Source organism: Chryseobacterium sp. (assembly GCF_041914225.1).
Classification (GTDB): domain Bacteria; phylum Bacteroidota; class Bacteroidia; order Flavobacteriales; family Weeksellaceae; genus Chryseobacterium.
On record NZ_JAYSDT010000024.1, the window covers coordinates 42833 to 61368 of the forward strand.

The window sequence follows — 18536 nt, forward strand, 5'->3', positions numbered from 1 at the left end:
TTGTCATACATTAATTTAAAAATAAATACGATGAACCCATTTACATTACCGCAGCTACCTTACGCTTATGATGCTTTGGCTCCATTTATAGATAAAGAAACAATGACGATTCATCATCAAAAGCACCATCAGGCTTATGTAGACAATCTGAATGCAGCTCTGATGCAAACCAACGAAATCAATCCTGATCTTGATTCGTTACTGCAAAGAATCAGCGAGTACAGTCCAGCTGTAAGAAATAACGGAGGTAGGCATTATAACCATTCCTTATTCTGGGAAATTCTTTCTCCTGAGCCTAAGCTGAGTCCTGAAGGTATGCTTTATGATGACATCACAGCAACTTTCGGAAGCATGGAAGAGCTTAAAGCAGGAATGAAAAAAGCAGGTCTGGCTCAATTTGGGTCAGGATGGGTGTGGCTGTATGTAAAATTCAACGGATCTCTGGCCATCAGTTCTACCCCTAACCAGGATAACCCGATGATGGACATTCTTTCGATGAACAGGGGTTTTCCGATTCTTGGAATAGATGTATGGGAACATGCTTATTATCTGAACTATCAGAATAAACGTGCAGATTATCTGGACGCCTTCTGGTCTGTACTGGATTGGTCTGCCGTTGAGAAAAAATAAGACGAGGCTTTGTCAAAAATAAGATAATTAACATGAATTTTTAATAAGCTATGACTGAGGAAATTTTTATCAATAAAGCAAAAGCTTCAGGCATTATTGCTTTTGACCTTTCAGACTACAAACCGAAGACGGAAATTGTAGAACTGGATATTAAAGATCATCTTTTCATGGGAATGATTGTGAAGGAAAAAGAATTTAAAGAATCTATTACTGCAGTAGATTATTCGGTGTACGATGAAAAAGCAGTAGGAATTATCTGCTCTACGGATGCCATCATCCCGCCCTGGGCATATATGATGATCATGGAAAAACTTTTTCCTTACGCTTCTTATGTGGATTTAAATAATGCAGAAACAATTCAGCTTGATCTCTGGAAGCGCCGTCTCATTTATGCTGATCTGAAACAGTACAGAAATCAGAAAGTGGTTGTCCGGGCCAAAGCCAATCACGATCCTTCTCTGTATTTGTTAGCAGCCGGATTGCTGAAACCTTTGGTTAAAACATTAATGTATGGCGAAATAGGACTGCCCAAAGTAATTTTTAAACAATAAAAAATGAAAGCAATTATATTCAACGGATCATTGGAAAGAAGAGCCTTATCTACTTCCGGACTGATTTCGGATTATTTTTCAGAGCGGCTGAAAATGTCAGGTATTCAGACTGATATTTTTACACTGGCAGATTCCGGAATTCCGTTATTTGATGTTACACTCACCAAAACTCCTCTGGCAGTGGAACGCATGGTTCAAATGTTTACTGATGCTGATCTGCATATATGGCTGGCTCCACTTTATCATGGAAGTATTCCGGGTGTAATGAAAAACTGTCTGGACTGGCTCGAAGTAACCGCTAACAGATACGAACCTTATCTCACCGATAAAACAGTAGGATTGGTATGCTGGGCTGATGGTCTTCAGGCCATGCAGGGAATCAATACCATGGATTCTATTGCCAAATCGTTACGTGCCTGGCCGCTGCCATTCAGTGTGCCTGTTGTAAGATCATCATTATTTGCATCTGACAATTCAACACAAATTTCGGATCTCTATTCCGGTAAGTTTGATAAGCTTATCAGCATTGCAACTTCCAAAAAAATAGAAAGTCTGAAATCTTCAGGCTTAACAAAATCAGCAGACTAGCTGTCAGACTGGTCTTACCGTATAAGTGGATGATTTGTTGGCAGATTGATGATTGAAAAATAAAAATTAGCCCGCTTTATGCTGCTTATTTTCAAGAACAGTGTTGAACTGCTGTAATTAAGTTTAAGGGGATTTCCGAATCGTTCTCCGTGGAAGAAATCCCTTTTTTAAACCCTAAAATTTCGTGATATGGCTATAAAAATAACAGATGCCTGTATCAACTGCGGAGCCTGCGAACCTGAATGCCCCAATTCAGCCATTTATGAAGGGGCCATTGACTGGCGCTGGAAAGACAAGACAAAGCTTACAGGACATATAAAATTCCCGGATGGTTCGGAAGCCGATGCCGATGCATATAATGAAGCGGTTTCGGATGAAGTCTATTATATCGTTTCCGGAAAATGTACAGAATGCAAAGGTTTTCATGAAGAACCACAATGTAAAGCGGTATGCCCTGTAGACTGTTGCGTGGATGATCCCGATCATCGTGAAACCGAAGAGGTACTACTGGAACGGCAGAAATTCATGCACAGTGTATAAGTGTTCGGTTGGATACCCTGATTAACACTCTGAAGCAAGAGAGCGATAAAGTTTCAATATTTTATATTTGATTTCAATAGAGGCGGGTTTTAACCCGCCTTCTTATATTTCTTTTTTTCGGCTTTAGCCAAAACTTATTTGGCTTTAATCTCAGTATAGATTCTTTGCGTAAAAGGAGTTTCTACCCCAACCTCAACACCATATTTCAGTACAGCTCCTGCAAACAGCTCCAGTTCGTTTTCTTTCTTTCCTGAATTGATATCAAGCTGTAAGGAAGTTGGGGTTTCAAAAGGAAATGTGGAAGCTTTTTCGAAAGTTGCAATGATAATATCTTCCTGAAGATAAATTTCTTTTTTATCAGCAATCTGCTTTATCTCTTTCATGATTTCAGTGGCTTCATTCTTCTGTTGTTCGTTTGTACATACCGTTCCAATGGATGAATTATATTTAGCAGTTACCAGTCCGAAACTGGCAATAAATATGAATTTTGTCCAGATATCTGTTAATGAATTGTCTTTAAAATCAAAATCAATCTTACTTTCATTCAATAGTTCTGTAATCCATTCTACAGGAGCAGCAAAATGCTCAGGGTCTCTTCCGATAATCATTTTTCCTGCTTTTCCCTTGTGTTCTATTATTCCTCTTTCTTTAATATGGGAAGCTACGTAGATACAGGTTGGAAGAACAGTATGTTCAGGAATTATTTTCCGTATTCTGTCATAAATATCCGCCCCATTCATCATAGGAAGCAATATGGTATTTTCGTTAATGACCGGAAGCAACTGCCGGCAAACATTTTCAAGGTCGTATTCCTTTACACAGATCAGGACCAGATCAGGATTTTTAATATCACTGATGTTCTGCAAAATATCATTGGGATGGGTCTGCGGATTGGAATGCTCCGGAGATAACAGGGTCAATCCGTTTTCTTTTACCTTCTCATACGTTTCTCCACGGGCAACAAAGGAAACATTATATTTTCGGGAAGTTTCATTGGCCTGATTGATTTTAAAACCAAAATATCCTCCTACACCACCCAATCCTATAACAACAATCTGTTTTTTGTTCATGAAATTATTTTTAAACAAATATCAGCGATAACGCATGAAATACCACTTGACAAATGAAAAGAAATTACATTTTATAAATATCCCTTCTGATCCTGCTCAGTGAGCTGTCTTTAATTCCGAGATAAGAAGCTATTACCTTTAAAGGAACATACCGGAAAATTTCAGGATCTTTCTTCATCAGGCTTGCATATCTTGTGGAAGCTTTCTGACTGGCCATCTCAATCAGCCTGTCATGAATATTATAATAATTAAGGACAAAAAGAAGTCTGCTAAACTCCCTGAATTCAGGAATATTATGAAAATTATGCTGTACATTCTCCAATCCCGTTTCTCAGAAAACACAATCCGTTACGGTCTGATATGTTTCTTTGGTTGGCTGCTGCCTGAAAAAAGACAGAAAATCATTAACAAAGCAGGGTGCCGTATAAATATTTGTCGTTATTTCTTCATTATCTTCGTTCAGAATATAGGAACGGACATATCCTTTTTCGAGAAAATAGGTTTTGGTACTGATCACATTTTTATCCAGCAAAACCGTGTTTGCCTTTAACTCAAAACGGCTGAACTTTTCTGTTATTTTTTCAACCACTTCTTTTCTGATTGTAAACAAGGAATGAAAATAGGTATTAAGTGATGATTTGTCCATAGAATAAAGGCTGCAACAATTTTATTTTTAAAGTTCTTTCCAGAACAAAAATAGCATTTATAAACTATAGAGATAAATCCTGAACTTTTTTAATAAATCAAGTGGTAATTTTGTAATTTTCTTCTTTAGAAACAGATCGGATCAATATGGATAATGATTTCACTTACAATTTCATCGAACCTGACAAAGAAATCGCAGATTTCGTTGAAAATCTGGGCACTTTTCAAAACCTTTCGGATGAAGCTAAAGAAGTGGTAATTATTCCTGACGGAAGAGTTGATCTTTTTTTCTCACAGTCGGCTTCAGAGCCTTTTCATGTTACCCTTCTCGGTTTAGAGACCTATCCTGAACAAAGGTATATTACCCCTCATACAATTGCTTTTGTTGTAAGTTTTAAGCCTCTTGCTGTTGAATATATTCTGAACACCTCCATTGCCGGCTTACTTAATGCAGGAAAAGAACTTGCCTCTGATTTCTGGAATTTTGGCGCAGACGATTTAAAGAATTTCAACAACTGCTGTATCAAAGCTACCCAAAAGATAAAGCAACTGCTTCCTGCAAAAACAGATGAAAGGAAATTAAAGCTTTTCGAACTGGTTTATGCCTCAAAAGGTGAAATGAGTGTGCAGGAACTTTCTGAAAAAACAGGCTGGAGCAGCAGGCAGATCAACCGTTATTTTACCAAACAGCTTGGATTGTCGTTAAAGGCCTACTCTACTATTTTACGTTTCAGAGCTTCACTGGAACATATTGCACAGGGAAGATTATTCCCGGAACTTAACTATACCGATCAGAATCACTTCATCAAAGAGGTGAAAAAATTTTCCGGAGTGGCTCCCAAAGAATTATCCCAAAATAAAAACGACCGATTTGTACTATTATCAGTATTAAAAGGAAAATAAATTTGCATTGTAAAATTTAAATTAACAATGCTGATAGACAATAAATCAATAGCAATCGTTGGTGGCGGTCCTGCCGGACTTACACTGGCAAGACTTTTACAGCTGAAAGGGGCTAACGTAAAAGTATATGAAAGAGACTTCAATAAAAATGCCCGTGTCCAGGGTTCTCCTCTCGACATGCACGAAGATTCGGGGCTGGAAGCCATCCGTAAAGCAGGATTACTGGATGAATTTAAGAAAACCTTCCGTCCCGGAGCTGACAGAGCACTGATTATGAATGAAAAAGCAGAAATATTTTTTAGTGATCACGAAACAAAGCCTGAAGAAGATTTTGGGTATGAACATTTTCGGCCGGAAATAGACCGCGGCCCATTAAGAAATATGCTTCTGGATTCTCTCCAGCCTGAAACGGTAGTCTGGGACAGTCATTTTATCTCTATGGAACGCCAGGATGAAGGCTGGATGCTGCATTTCAAAAACGGAACTTCTGTGTATGCAGATCTTGTCATTGCCGGAGACGGAGCAAATTCTAAAATACGGCCTTATCTTACTGATGTTAAACCCGTTTATTCCGGGGTGATCATGCTGGAAGGAAATGTTTCAAAGAAAAATGCTCCTAATATTGATGCAATGGTGAAAGGAGGAAAAATAATGGCTTTCGGAAACAGTCAAAATATTTTGCTTGGCCAGAAAGGTAACGGAGATATTGGATTTTATGCAAGTTTTAAAGCTGATGAAAACTGGCCTGCTGCCAGTGGACTTAACTTTTCTGATAATACCCAGATGCTGAAATGGTTTAAAACAGAATACTCTGAATGGAGCTCTGTGTGGGAAGAATTGTTTGAAAACGCTGTAACTCCTTTTATTCCACGTCTGATTTACTATATGCCTTTTGATCAGACCTGGAAAGCCCAGCCCAACCTGACATTAATTGGTGATGCTGCTCATGTAATGCCTCCATTTGCTGGAGAAGGGGCTAATATGGCTATGCTGGATACTCTGGAATTGAGTGAGCATTTAACGGATAACCATTATAATACATTACGTGAAGCGATTTCAAGCTATGAACAGAAGATGCGTGAGAGAGCTGCCATTGCTACCCGGGAATCCCTGGAAAATGGGGAACGGATGCATTCTGATACATCATTAACAACCATGCTTGACTTTTTTAATGGTCATTAAGTTCATTATAACAAAGGCTGCCTTCAATTGAAGACAGCCTTTTCCCTCTTAAAAAAATAATTTTTTTTCTCTCCGTTTTAGATCCAGATACGGAGATTCATAAGTGTTATTTCTTGATCAACTTGGTATTATAAGTGTTCTTATCATCTTTTATAGTGATCACATACATTCCTTTTAGCAAAGAAGCAACATTGATTCTTTGTCCGTCTATTTTTCCTTCCTGAACAAGTCTTCCGTCTGCACTGTAAATTTTGTAATCACCCTTACCTTTAAAGTTTTTCACTTCAATAAAGGTATCTGCTGGGTTAGGATAAACAGATATTTCGGATGATTTTGTATCTGCTGTTTCTCTCACGGCAAGATTAGCATTTTCAGAAATTTTTACAGAAAAATCTCTGAAAGATCCTACTGAAACGATTCCACCTCCATTAACAGGCACCGTGGGACTGCCACAAGGCCCACTCGCAGCATTAAAGAAAGTACTTGCCACTCTCATTCTCAACAGCTTATCTCCAGAATACGCTGTATCAGGCACTGTAAATGTAACATTCCCATCACGAAGATAAGCCTGGGCTGCTGCTGCATAGAAAGGGAGTGCTCCGCTTGTAGCAACTTTTTCTGAACTTTCAAATACTCCATTTCTGTTGTAGTCTATCCAGATTTCAAGCCAGTCATTATAATTTCCTCCTGCAAGGTTTCTAAAGCTTGCCGTGTACTGAGTCCCTTTTGTTAAATTGACAATTTTCGTTGCGTCTTCGCTAAAGTCAAGATATGTTTTATAAACATCCAACCCGGTAAATACATAAGCCAGGTTTGATAATGTCAATCTTACCAGACCACTGTTAAAGCTGCCTCCATTTCCTCCTGTAGTCATTAAACAATAATCTGTACCGGTTCTCAGCCCTTTTGTTTTAAAGGCATAATTAGCTGAGAATGCACCCGGAACATTATTCACTACAGCAGCTACCTGTACTTCATAATTAGTTTCATCTTCCAGATTAGTCAGCAATACAGAATTTACCGAACTTGTTGTATTCGACCAGCTTGCCGCACCTGTTTTTCTGTAATTTATAGAATAAGTAGCTCCAGGGACTTTGTTCCAGGATATTCTTGCCGTAGTTTTTAAAATTTCTGTGTCTATTGCAAAAACTCCCGTTGGAGCCACAGTTGTAGAAGTAGGTGCACTTCCCACAGTAATGGCAGGAGACACTGCGTAAAAAATATTACCAATTGCTGATATTCTTAATTTAGCAGCACCGTTTAAATTAGCCGGCATTTGTACAGTATAGCTTCCTGTATTTGGAGCAGAAACCACCAGATCAGTCCATGTTGCTCCGTTATTGGTTGTATAATCTATTTTTACAGCAGCCACATTATAGGGTGCATTATTGGTATTCGCAGTATCCCATGTTATTGTATTGGCTGCATCATTGTATAAAACAGATGCTGTTGTAAGCCCACTAAATTTGAAAGGCCCATCATTACCTACCGTTATAACTGTTTCAGCTGTAGAAGTCATTGGTCTCAATGCATTCTGATCTCTTACAGTTACTGCATAATTCAGCACTCTTGGGATATAGGAAACAGTTTCCCATACTTGTTTATCAGTCAGCACACCATTCATTACAGTTTCAAGTTTAGGAAAATATCTTCTGCTGTTAGCTGTTCCTGGTAATGACCTTGCTATTGCTCCTTCTGCATTGAAGCCCCATCCACTGTCTCCGGAAATAGTATTTCTATCTCCTACACTGTTGTATTGTTCCCAGGTATAGGTAACGGGATCATTTTCAGCATCTGCTACTACAGCATCCAGATAATAGGCTGTTCCTTTAGGAATAGAATAATTGGCAAGAGGAGTAATAATCGGCGCAGTATTGTTTACAATATCTACTGCAACACCACATCCTACTTTAGCTTCCAGGGTATTCAATACCTGAGAGATAGATTTGTAATGGAAATATCCATCCATATTAGCCTGGATATTGTCCTGAGTAATTCCGGGATATCCCATAATGGTTGTTCCACCCCAAGGTTCTACATTGGCTCCGGAAGCTTCAGTTCTCATAGAAAAAGTATGATTTGCGCCCAGCTGATGCCCCATTTCATGGGCAGCCATTAAATCAAATACTTCTCCTACCGGATCGGGACTCATTGAAAAGGCGGATCCTTTTCCAAGAGGAATATTAGCTGTGGGCGTTGTACAAACAACTCCAATTCCTCCAGCATTTCCATTTCTGCTCTCTCCGGCATTCCGGTGAAATACGTGTCCGATATCATAGTTTGCATCTCCAACGTCAGCTGTCAGTTTTTGTTGAAGCTGTAAATTCAATGAAGGATCACCTGCTGCAGCCTGTGGAGTATAGAAATCGTTCGCTGGATCTGTATAAATAATTCCTGGAAGATCCAGAACATTAAAATGAGCTCCAAAATCTCTTTCAAAAACCCCGTTGATCCTTGTCATTGTATTATTAATAGCAGCAACAGCTCCGGCCACTGTCCCTCCATGAAACTGGGTATATTCACCGGTAGCAGCTATAGCCATTCTGAATGTTCTATATTTTGTATTGGCGGGTCTATTGGTAATACCTACATTGGAAAGCATTTTTTTCCCATTTTCAACCAGCTTATTAATATCTTTAAGATCATGCTCGGTATCACACTCAAACCCATGCATATCTGCTTTTTCTTTTGTTTTATAGAAGACTCCGTAAGTCTGCTTATCGGCACTGATGGGTTCTATAAACTGAAACACACCATCCTTGATGATCATTGACTGCATATCAATTGGAGAAGTACTGAAGCGTAAATACTTGGAAGGATCATCTACTCCAACTCCCACATAAGATCCCAACTGATATTTTTCTACCAGTGATCTGTCCATTACAGGATTGCTATACACTGCAAATTTTTCAATCTTCCCTTCTACAGTTGGTAAAGAAATAATAACAGGCTTTGCATTTTTTCCTGTTTCTTCTGCATTTTTAAGCATTTCTCTAAGAGACTTCAGATCTACTCTGTAAGAATGCTGTACTTCTACTCCTTCTCTTATCTGTGAACTTTTTTGAGAAGCAGACTCCCATCTCTGGGCATTGAAAACCGTAAAACAAGACGCTAATGCGCAAACGAATAAAATTCTTTTTTTCATAGATATATTTAAGTTATTTTGATAGAATGCTGAAAATTTTAATAATATGACAGGCAAACCCAGCATTATCATAAATTCAACAAAATGAAATTAATGGTATAAAATTCACAACAAAACTCTTTACAAAACTTATATATTTTAAATAAAAAACAAAAAAAAACGATACTACACAGATACAACAAACACATTAATTATTTAATTATCAACCAATTACATTATAAACACCTTTCATTTAACAATATTGCACTCCGTGAATCATTAAAAGTTTCAACCGAAAAGCTTCTTAAAAACATATTGAAAATCAGAAAGAAAATAATACTTAAATGATACTTATGCAGTCATTAAAAAGGATAAATGATGAAAAGTGATAAGACAAAAATTAAATATGTCAAGAATCATCAGTACATTTTTTATTTGTCAACATTAAAATCACAAAAAACATAACCTTTTATATATCAACAGTTTAAAACAACACATACACCATGTAGTATTCGTGTAGTACCGCTTTTTTTCCTGTTTTAGTTAAAAATTTTCATATTTGACACCGAGACCACAAAAAAATCCGAGTGGTGAAAAGAGAATATTTCGAGTACTGTCTGACCTGATGAATCAGACAGTTTTTTTTTGAACTATGTTAAGGTGTCAAAGAAATGATAAATATCTGTTTCTTTGGGAATGTTCAGTTTTTTTCTGATTCTGTATTTTTTCTGCTGAACACTCCTATGCTGAACCAAAGTATAACTTGCAATTTCTTTAGATGTAAAATGCAGTTTCAGCATAGCACAAAAAACCAGCTCAGAATTTTCAAGGCCCGGATTGATCATTAAAAGCTGATCTATAAACTCAGGATAGGCTTCTTTAAAGCGATCCAGAAATTCAGGATCATTTTTTTTACCAAGCTCTATAATTTCTTCCTGTTTATTATCATTCATCCTTACTTTGAGGTTTTCAGCCTCTATGGCAAGAACTTTTTTCCGTTTTCCTAACGCAATAATAATTCTCCAGGCATACAGTCCCAACAAACAAAGAACTATAAATGAGAGGGAAACAATCCAGTATATTTTATTCTGATGACGGTCAGCATCTTGCTGGGTTTCCGTAATAAAGGACTCCATATCCTGGTTGATAGCAGCCAGCAAAGATGTATTGGTTTTATAAAAAGCGTCCGTGTACGCCTTCAGATAAAAGTAAGCTTTCTCTTTATCCCCTGTACGTTCATATAAAACCCTGAGATCGTTATAAATATACTTTCCATAATAGGCATAGATGCGTTTTGTTTTTTCATTGATTTTCAAGGCTTTATTAAAAGCTTCCTCTGCCTTATCAAATTGTTTGTTGTTGAGAAAATATTCACCCATTATGGTATTTGCATAGAGTGCGATTCCATCTTCCTTACCTCTTATATTGGCTTTGTTGTAAGCAAGCGTTATGTATTTATAGGCAGAATCTTTGTTTTTATGCATATAGATATAATCGCTTATGGCACAATCCGCCAGACCTGTATCATCAAACTTTTTTGCCCTATGGAAATAATCAAGTGCTTTATTATATTCTTTTTTTTGAACAAGATAAATGGCCTGTCTTAAATAAATACTGAAAAGGAGATCATTTTTCAGTGGTGACTGATCACTTTTCCGTATAAAACTCATTGCTTCATCATTATACTGAAAAGCCTTATCCAGCCTCCTGAGTTCTACGTTAAAGCGGCCGTAAACATTATAAAACCTTGCTTTATGTATATTATCATCCGAACCGTCCAGGATTTTCTTTGCATTATCAAAAAGAATCTGTGACTTCTTAAAGTTTTCCAGTGAAATATTAAGCTCTGCCAGATTAATATAGCATAAGGCCTTACCGTCTGCATAGTTCATCTTATCGGCCTGCCTGTAATACCTTTTATTAAGATCAATCAACGAATCATAGTCTCCGGCAAGCCGGAATTTTTCATTCTGCCTCAGCAAAGAGACGTCAAAAGCTTTTTCAGCCTCTTTTTTTGAATGAGAATGGCACGAAACTAAAATAACAAATAAAACAGAAAGAAAAATACGTATCATATGTTTCTTTATTTAAGCTATATTCCTATATAAATAATGATTCCTCAGAATAAACAGTGCTTATATTTTTAGTTTTCAATGGTTATTTCTGATGGATCAATAATAAAATCTTTTGATAAAACAGAATCCTGCAGTTTTTATTGTGATCCGTTTCTTCATTCCTTTAAGTTTTCAAAAAAATCATAAATATCTGTTTCTCCGGGGATATTCAGTCTTTTACGGATCCTGTACTTTTTCTGCTGAACCGATCTGTGCTGTACAAAAGTATAATCTGCAATTTCCTTGGATGAAAAACGCAGTTTCAGCATTGCGCAGAAAGTAAGCTCAGAATTTTCGAGGTCCGGATTGATTTCCAGAAGTGCTTTTATAAATTCAGGATATAATTCTTTAAACTTCAGCAAGAAAGAAGAATCATTCTTTTTAGCAAGATCTATCACTTCCTCCAGCTGTTTTGCATGAACACGATTCTTCAATGCTTCGGTCTGCTCTTTCAGAGTATTCTTCTTTTTTTGCAATTTATTAATCAACTTCTGCACATACACTCCTGAAACGGTAAGAACAGTAACAGAAAGAGCAATGAATAGCGGAAGATCATTTCTGTGCCAGTCAGATTCCTGCTTTACTTCTGAAATAAAATCTTCAGTAGCTTTATTCATGGCAGCAAACCTGGCAGTGTCAAAGCGCTTCTCCTCTTCCATATATTTCTTCAGATAAAAATAAGCTTTCCCGCCGTCATTTTTTTTCTTATATACTTCTGCAAGTGCTTTGTATACGTCTTTTATATGTGAAGAATAAGTGCGTCTTGTTTTAATATTAATCTCAAGGGCCTTTTTAAGTGCTTTTTCGGCCTGTTCGCTGTTATCTACTTCATTATAATAGTATCCCATGGTATAATATACCCAAAGAGATTCCACATCTGTTGTTTTCTGACTCAGCATTTTCTCATCTGCCCTCGTAATGTATATTCCCGCAGAATCAGGCTTATGGGTGTATAAATAGTATTGTGCCACCATGCAATTGGTATACGCCGAATTTTCCAGTGTGTTTGCCTTGATAAAACATTTTAAAGATGTTCCCAGCCATCCTTTCCATGCATAGTAAATACCTTTGTTTACATAAAGTCTCGGAAGAAGTTTCTGAGTGAGTTTTGTATTTTTTGCCTGTTTTAAATAATAAAATGCATTGTTATTGCATTCTATAGCCTTATCATATAATTTAAGATGAGAGTAATACAGACTGTAATCATCATAGAAAGTAGCTTTGTGATAAGCATTTTCAGAATGTATCAGATCTTTTTCTGCTTTATTGAAAAAAAAACGGGCTTTTTCGTAATTTCCTGCTGATACATTCACCCCTGCCATATTCAGATAACAGAGTCCTTTTCCTTCTGTATACTTCATTTTGGCTGTCTTTTTTAAAAACTTTTTATTTAACCTGGCAAAAGCCTCATATTCACCGGACAATTGCAGCTCAGAGCTTTGAGTCAATAAGGAAACATCAAAATTTTCTTTTTCTTTGTCATGAGTATCACGATAGCAGGAAAATACACACAAAAATAACCCCATACAGATTGTATAGGTTACTATTTTCTTTATACTCTTCAGATATTTTTTTTTATTCTTAAAAATGATTAACTCAATTTTTCCCATCTCTACCACTTTTCCTTTTATCTAAATATCTACCTATGCATACCTCAATGAAATATGCAATAAATTTCTGCTATTATTTTTCCCCAATAAGTGTTATAAATATACATAATTTCTCAAGCTTATTATGAAATAAGCAATCTATTTTGCGAAAATGTAACATTAAGATAAAGTACCACAACTTCCTTTCAACGGACATTTTTAAAAATTTCCGGACAAACAGCATAGATCTTCCGTATTAAAAAAACGCATGCTTTAATTATGATAAGACTACCTGAAATGAAAATTGTTACAAACATTTCAGAAAAGTGCTCCCGAAAATCATAAACTTACACTATTAATCTGGATTTTTAATTTATGATAATTGTTCTTTTTTATACTCCTGCGGAGATTTTCTCGTATGTCGTTTAAAAAATTTACTGAAGGTAGCCTGATCCGGAAATCTAAGCTGTAAAGCAACTTCGGTAATATTGGAACTTGAATTTTTAAGCAAAAGTCTTGCTTCCAGTATCAGAACCTGATCAATGATTTCTTTAGGCGACTTTCGCAAGGTTTTATTAATAATGCTTGTAAGGTACTTACGGCTGATACAAAGCTGGTCTGCATAAAACTGTACGTTATGCTGCTCCTTAAAGTGTTTGCGCACTAAAACAAAAAAATTAGTTGTTATTTCATCTTCCCGATCACTAATACTTTTAATTTTTTCAGTCTTCTTTAGATAGTTATCAATCTCATAAATAATCAATGAAAAATAATGCCAGATCATTTCCTTGAAATAATAATTATCTTTTTCAGCATTATTCAGATTTTTAAGTTCTTCAATATGAAATTCAATCTTTCTGAATAAACCGGGCTCATTCTTGATAAATATTGCCGGATCTGAGGTGAATATTTTCAGAACATCAATTGAATTAAATCCTGTTTCCGAAATAAATTCAAAAGAAAAGAAAATATATTTAGCATCATAATCTGCAGAAAGATGATCCATCCAGAATGTTTCCGCTTTCGGGCAAAAGATCATGTCTCCGGCAGCAATTTCATATAACTTATCCTTCATCGTAAATCCAATACTTCCTTTTTTAACCAGGATCATACAATAATAATCTGCCCGATAAGGTAAGTTGAGTTTAATTGTATGATCATTTTTGCTACTATTCATGACAACAAATCCCTTAACCCTTAAATCAAACTCTACTTGCTGAAGCAATTCTTCAAAAGTAAAATAAGAAATAAGATCAGATGATATGGCCTTTTTCCGAGACATTGAACTTCAATTAAACAATAACAAATTTAACACTAATCCTTAGTATCCAGCAAATTGAAAAATTAAAATCAAATCATTTTAAAACAAGTGTATAAACAATAATATTCAAAGGATATTGAAATCATTTTTTCCAATTATTTATTAACTTATGTCTGAAATGATAAGATAAAAAGCCCGGAAATTTCCAGGCTTACACTGCGAATAAAAATACACTATCAATAGGGACTCTGATATTTTATATCCTCTAAACTATAAAAATAAAAGAATTGAGTGTTTTGAATATATATTTGAACTACTATGAACTACCCAATATTAAACATCCATGTATAAATATTCGCATTTGTATTAATATCCAGCTTCTTTCTGATCCTGTATTTCTTACTGAATACAGAGCTTACGGAAACATTCTTATATTGGGCAATTTCCTTGGTATCAAACTTCAATTTTATGAGTGCACAATATTCAAGATCGGAATGACTTAGCTGTGGGTTTATGGCCAACAGCTGCTGATTGAATGATGGAAAATGTTCATGAAATCTCAAATGAAAGGATTTATCATTATTTTGTACCAGGCTGATAAGTTCTCTTAAATCTTCTATTTCCGGTTCCTGCTTTTCTTTTTCCTGGGTTTCTTCAAAAAGAATATTATATGTTTCATCTGGCCAATCATTTTCCGAATATTTTACATGCCCATTTTTCTTCTTATTAAAAAAAATATATACTGCACCTCCCATTCCTAATAAACAAAGAAAAATATACAGCCAATAATTATAATTTGAACTTTCAGTCTGGTTACTCTCTCTATCTTCCCTTGCAACAATGGTATTTAATATTTTTTTCTCAGAAGAAAATATGCTGTCTGTTGCTGTCAATACTTTTTCGCCTTACTTTATCCTGCGAATAAAGAATATTACTAAACAGTATAAGTAATAATAAAGCAATTCTGATATTTATAACAGAACCTAATTTATATATACCCATACAAATTACAGACAGCAAAAATTAGTTACCAGTTTTAACCTCCTTTTTTCAATACAACTTTTTTGTATTTTTCTATCTGAAATTATTTCTTTTTTCATCATTTGTGTTAATTCAGGGTACAAAATTCGTTATAATAGCAGGTATGAAAAAATATAAAAAAGACACTTTATGTTATCAATAAATGTCAAAAAAACCTGTTGTATTAATCACGAGAATAATACAGTAATAATTATTAAGCAGACTTTAATACTAAGACTTTTATGATGTGAAACATTTTTTCCATTTAGCTACTGTGTTTCTGCTCAGTTTGAAATGATCAGCCAGCTGTGTATTCGTCAAATAATTTTTTTTCTGAAAATCTAATATATAGAGAACTGTATCTTCGTCATACAAACGGAGCTTCTGATTATATATATCTTTTTCCCCTTCTTTTGTATTGAATATAAAATCATTGATTCTCAAAATATCAAGCATAGATAAGCTTTGTTTCTGTACTATTTTTGAGTATAATTCTTTTTTTTCAGGAAATTTCTTGTCAATGATATCCTGATAAATTCTCCTGTAGTCAGGAACGTTTATACTTTCTCCTTGTATTTTTCCAGCCATTTGTATAGGGTTGTTTTAGGAATTCTATATTCATCCATAATTTGTCTTTTAGTTTTTTCTCCGGTCTTCACTTGCTCAAGTACAAACAAAATAATTTCCTGGGTATACAGGTTTTTTCTGAAGACAGGAACATCAGAACTATTTTCTTGCTTTGCTTTTCTGGAATCTTTACCCAGCGGGGAATAAAGAACCAAATGCTGTGAATAGAGCCTGAAAAAATCATATTCAAGCAGTTTGCTCCATCTTAACAGGCATTCAGAACTCATATCATTCTGCCTGAATATTTGTTGTATTTCAGCTTCAGTGACTTTAAAAAAGTTACAGGTCCTCTCCATAGAAATACCCGTCCATTTCCATCTTGCTTCAATTAACTCTCCTATATGTATATTTTTCAAGTAATCCATAGAATAATCTACACTTTTAAATTTCCTAATTAAAGTGGTTTTCTGAAGACCTGAGCAGACATAGTACCTCGCCCCCAATTAAAATTAGATCCTGTAGCAGAGAACATATTAAATATAAAAGTTGGAGCAGTGGTACCTTGGGTTTTTTCTATATATCCATTAAGACTGTATATTACAGTTCCAACAGTGCTTGTGTTATTAGTTACAGTTTCTACAAATGTTGCTCCCACACTAGTCATTACATAGCTCCCATTATTTTGGTTAAAAATCTGACTTATAGAATATTTTCTGGATCCGCCTTGAGCTTCAACACCGTTCCTTAAAAAACGTACCCCCATATAACCTCCAAAAATTTCACTACTCGTCGGTTTTAAAAAACCCATTGGCGTTGAATAAGTGACTACAATCTGAACCGTACTCATTGCAGGAACTGTAACTGTTAATCCTAATCCAAGATCTACATTATTAACGGTAGAACCGGAAACAGGAAAATTGTATTGTACACTATTTGTTGCTGTGGTTGAATAAGCATTATCCAATACATAATTGACACTGTATGGAAGAAAAGTCTGCCAGTTAGGAGAAGCTGATGTTCCATAATTCACATAAAAGCCTTCACCGTTTGACAAACCCGTATTGGTGTTATATACAAATAAACCTTTTGCTGGTGAAGAAACCGTAGTGCCATCTGTTAAGCTTTGTAAAGACACTCTGGGAATTAATAATCCTTTATTTGCAGAGCTTAATTCTAGAACTGCAGAAGGATCAGGATTTGCAGTATTAATTCCTACACTGCCTGTTTGTGAATAAACACTAAATCCATAGCATACTAAAATGCTGATAATAATTTTTTTCATTTCAATTAATGTTTTATTGCGACAAAATTATTATCAAATTATTTATATCAAAAAAAAACCATTTGTTGATGTATGCTGAGGTTTGTCAAAATTTGTCATGACAAAGATTTTATTCCTCAACTAATTTATAATAAAGCATATATTGATGGTTGAAGCATCAATATTCTATTTATTCAATCCATAGCTCCCAATTCAAACGTCAACAAACAGAAGATTTCAACAAATAATGATATCAAAGAGATCAGGCATCAATAAAAATCGCCCAATATATTTGTATGCAGAATTCCAACTTATTCTGGCTAATAAATGACTTAACTTTCCGTAAAAAGTATGAGATGCTAATGAAAGTGCATATGATAATTAAATAATGGCACTTAACCCTGCATAAAAATTACTGTAATTTTAGAAAAATATGATTATCTATAAATTCGCTAGTTTTCGATTACTCTTGACTACGGCTACATACCAGTTTATGTAAAATGATGAAATACTTTTGTCAAAGCAATAATTTGTGAATTATCTCTAGAATTGAAGTTAAACTTCTGAAAATATAACTCTGCCAAGAACAGCTTAAATCTTACCAACAAAAAAATATAAAAAGCACAATCTATGAAAAATCAAAAAATTATTTTATTATTTTTCCTTATTCTCATGGGACAATACGCACAAACGGAAGTAAAAAAACCTCAAGACGTATTTGAAATGTTTTTTAATACTTTTCTAAGAAGAGATCAAACTTCGTATATCAAACTTAATAATTATTTAAAGCCTACCGCAGATGGACAAAATGTTTATTCTATAGACTTTACTAAAAACTCTGATGACAACGTGGCTAAGACAGTTGCTGAAAATTTTATTTCAGAGTTTCCTAAAGAAACAGCTTCTGCCTGTAAAAAAGAAGCAGAAGATTTTTTTAAACAAGTAATGATAAATTTTAGAGATGCTAAACTTACAATTAATAAAATACAGGTTGTGCCTAACGAATTTATTGAAGATCAAAAAATTGCCAAAGTAAATTACACCATAAATTTTAAGATTCCTAAAAATATACAAGATATACCGACTGCGCCGGAAAAAATAAAAGCAGATGAATTGAAAAAGTACTTTTCTCTACTCACTAATAACTTGAAAAATACAAATGAGACTTTAAGCTTTGAACAAGAGTTTGATCTCTATGAAATTAAAGAGGGAAACAAGATATATTACTGGAATGGGGATCCTTATGAATTATTTTCCGCTCCTTTTGATTTTTATTTTAAACAATTAACAGCTAAATAATATACTTGGGTTATACATCTCGTATTTAGGAAAAAATATCTTACTATACCTTAGGCTCATCAATATTAAAGCAATGATACATAATATCAGAGCAAAAAAAATGGGACAAACCTAGCTTTTGTAGATTTGTCCCAACAAGTGACCCGGCTGGGATTCGAACCCAGGACCCATACATTAAAAGTGTATTGCTCT

Annotated in this window: 18 protein-coding genes; 7 read left to right on the plus strand and 11 right to left on the minus strand. The window is 35.0% G+C overall.

The window, feature by feature from the left end:
* Positions 1-30 precede the first annotated feature (30 nt).
* From ACE3RB_RS12230 to ACE3RB_RS12245, 4 genes are all read left to right on the plus strand, one after another.
* A complete protein-coding gene (locus ACE3RB_RS12230; protein WP_374464468.1) occupies positions 31-630 on the plus strand; it encodes a superoxide dismutase in 600 nt (199 codons plus the stop codon).
* Between the two features lie 50 nt (positions 631-680).
* Positions 681-1181 carry a DUF2480 family protein gene (locus tag ACE3RB_RS12235; protein WP_374464469.1) on the plus strand — a complete coding sequence of 167 codons (501 nt, stop codon included), beginning with the start codon at positions 681-683 and terminating at the stop codon, positions 1179-1181.
* Positions 1182-1184: 3 nt separating this feature from the next.
* Complete coding sequence (locus ACE3RB_RS12240) at positions 1185-1769, plus strand: NADPH-dependent FMN reductase (protein ID WP_374464470.1); 585 nt, start codon at positions 1185-1187, stop codon at positions 1767-1769.
* Between the two features lie 189 nt (positions 1770-1958).
* Complete coding sequence (locus ACE3RB_RS12245; RefSeq protein WP_374464471.1) at positions 1959-2309, plus strand: 4Fe-4S dicluster domain-containing protein; 351 nt, start codon at positions 1959-1961, stop codon at positions 2307-2309.
* Between the two features lie 134 nt (positions 2310-2443).
* Here ACE3RB_RS12245 and ACE3RB_RS12250 read toward each other — a convergent pair whose 3' ends face one another.
* From ACE3RB_RS12250 to ACE3RB_RS12260, 3 genes are all read right to left on the minus strand, one after another.
* Complete coding sequence (locus ACE3RB_RS12250; RefSeq protein WP_374464472.1) at positions 2444-3379, minus strand: ketopantoate reductase family protein; 936 nt, start codon at positions 3377-3379, stop codon at positions 2444-2446.
* A gap of 64 nt (positions 3380-3443) precedes the next feature.
* Positions 3444-3701 (minus strand): hypothetical protein, encoded by a 258-nt coding sequence (locus ACE3RB_RS12255; protein WP_374464473.1) that lies wholly within the window; start codon positions 3699-3701, stop codon positions 3444-3446.
* Between the two features lie 9 nt (positions 3702-3710).
* Positions 3711-4025: a Crp/Fnr family transcriptional regulator gene (locus tag ACE3RB_RS12260; protein ID WP_374464474.1), complete on the minus strand. Its 315-nt coding sequence runs from the start codon at positions 4023-4025 to the stop codon at positions 3711-3713.
* 146 nt (positions 4026-4171) lie between these two features.
* Between ACE3RB_RS12260 and ACE3RB_RS12265 the strand changes: the two genes are divergently transcribed.
* Both ACE3RB_RS12265 and ACE3RB_RS12270 read left to right on the plus strand, forming a co-directional pair.
* A complete protein-coding gene (locus ACE3RB_RS12265) occupies positions 4172-4927 on the plus strand; it encodes a DUF6597 domain-containing transcriptional factor (protein ID WP_374464475.1) in 756 nt (251 codons plus the stop codon).
* 27 nt (positions 4928-4954) lie between these two features.
* A complete protein-coding gene (locus tag ACE3RB_RS12270; RefSeq protein ID WP_374464476.1) occupies positions 4955-6109 on the plus strand; it encodes an FAD-dependent oxidoreductase in 1155 nt (384 codons plus the stop codon).
* 106 nt (positions 6110-6215) lie between these two features.
* On the opposite strand, the gene ACE3RB_RS12275 is transcribed toward ACE3RB_RS12270, so the two are convergent.
* The 8 genes from ACE3RB_RS12275 to ACE3RB_RS12310 form a co-directional block, all read right to left on the minus strand.
* Complete coding sequence (locus ACE3RB_RS12275; protein ID WP_374464477.1) at positions 6216-9254, minus strand: reprolysin-like metallopeptidase; 3039 nt, start codon at positions 9252-9254, stop codon at positions 6216-6218.
* A 629-nt stretch (positions 9255-9883) separates the two neighbouring features.
* Positions 9884-11308: a hypothetical protein gene (locus ACE3RB_RS12280; RefSeq protein ID WP_374464478.1), complete on the minus strand. Its 1425-nt coding sequence runs from the start codon at positions 11306-11308 to the stop codon at positions 9884-9886.
* 155 nt (positions 11309-11463) lie between these two features.
* Positions 11464-12957 carry a hypothetical protein gene (locus ACE3RB_RS12285; protein WP_374464479.1) on the minus strand — a complete coding sequence of 498 codons (1494 nt, stop codon included), beginning with the start codon at positions 12955-12957 and terminating at the stop codon, positions 11464-11466.
* Positions 12958-13309: 352 nt separating this feature from the next.
* Entirely contained in the window at positions 13310-14218 is a 909-nt protein-coding gene (locus ACE3RB_RS12290; protein WP_374464480.1) for a helix-turn-helix domain-containing protein, read from the minus strand.
* Between the two features lie 302 nt (positions 14219-14520).
* On the minus strand, positions 14521-15090 hold the full coding sequence (locus ACE3RB_RS12295; protein WP_374464481.1) for a helix-turn-helix transcriptional regulator: 570 nt from the start codon (positions 15088-15090) through the stop codon (positions 14521-14523).
* 367 nt (positions 15091-15457) lie between these two features.
* Entirely contained in the window at positions 15458-15805 is a 348-nt protein-coding gene (locus tag ACE3RB_RS12300; RefSeq protein ID WP_374464482.1) for a helix-turn-helix domain-containing protein, read from the minus strand.
* On the minus strand, positions 15775-16209 hold the full coding sequence (locus tag ACE3RB_RS12305; RefSeq protein ID WP_374464483.1) for a transposase: 435 nt from the start codon (positions 16207-16209) through the stop codon (positions 15775-15777). Before ACE3RB_RS12305 ends, ACE3RB_RS12300 begins: the two co-directional genes overlap by 31 nt.
* Positions 16210-16238: 29 nt before the next feature.
* Positions 16239-17066, minus strand: coding sequence for a hypothetical protein (locus tag ACE3RB_RS12310; protein ID WP_374464484.1), 828 nt, complete (start codon positions 17064-17066; stop codon positions 16239-16241).
* A 609-nt stretch (positions 17067-17675) separates the two neighbouring features.
* On the opposite strand from ACE3RB_RS12310, the gene ACE3RB_RS12315 reads away from it, so the two are divergent.
* Positions 17676-18344, plus strand: a complete 669-nt coding sequence (locus tag ACE3RB_RS12315; protein WP_374464485.1) for a hypothetical protein — start codon at positions 17676-17678, stop codon at positions 18342-18344.
* The last annotated feature ends 192 nt before the right edge of the window (positions 18345-18536 follow it).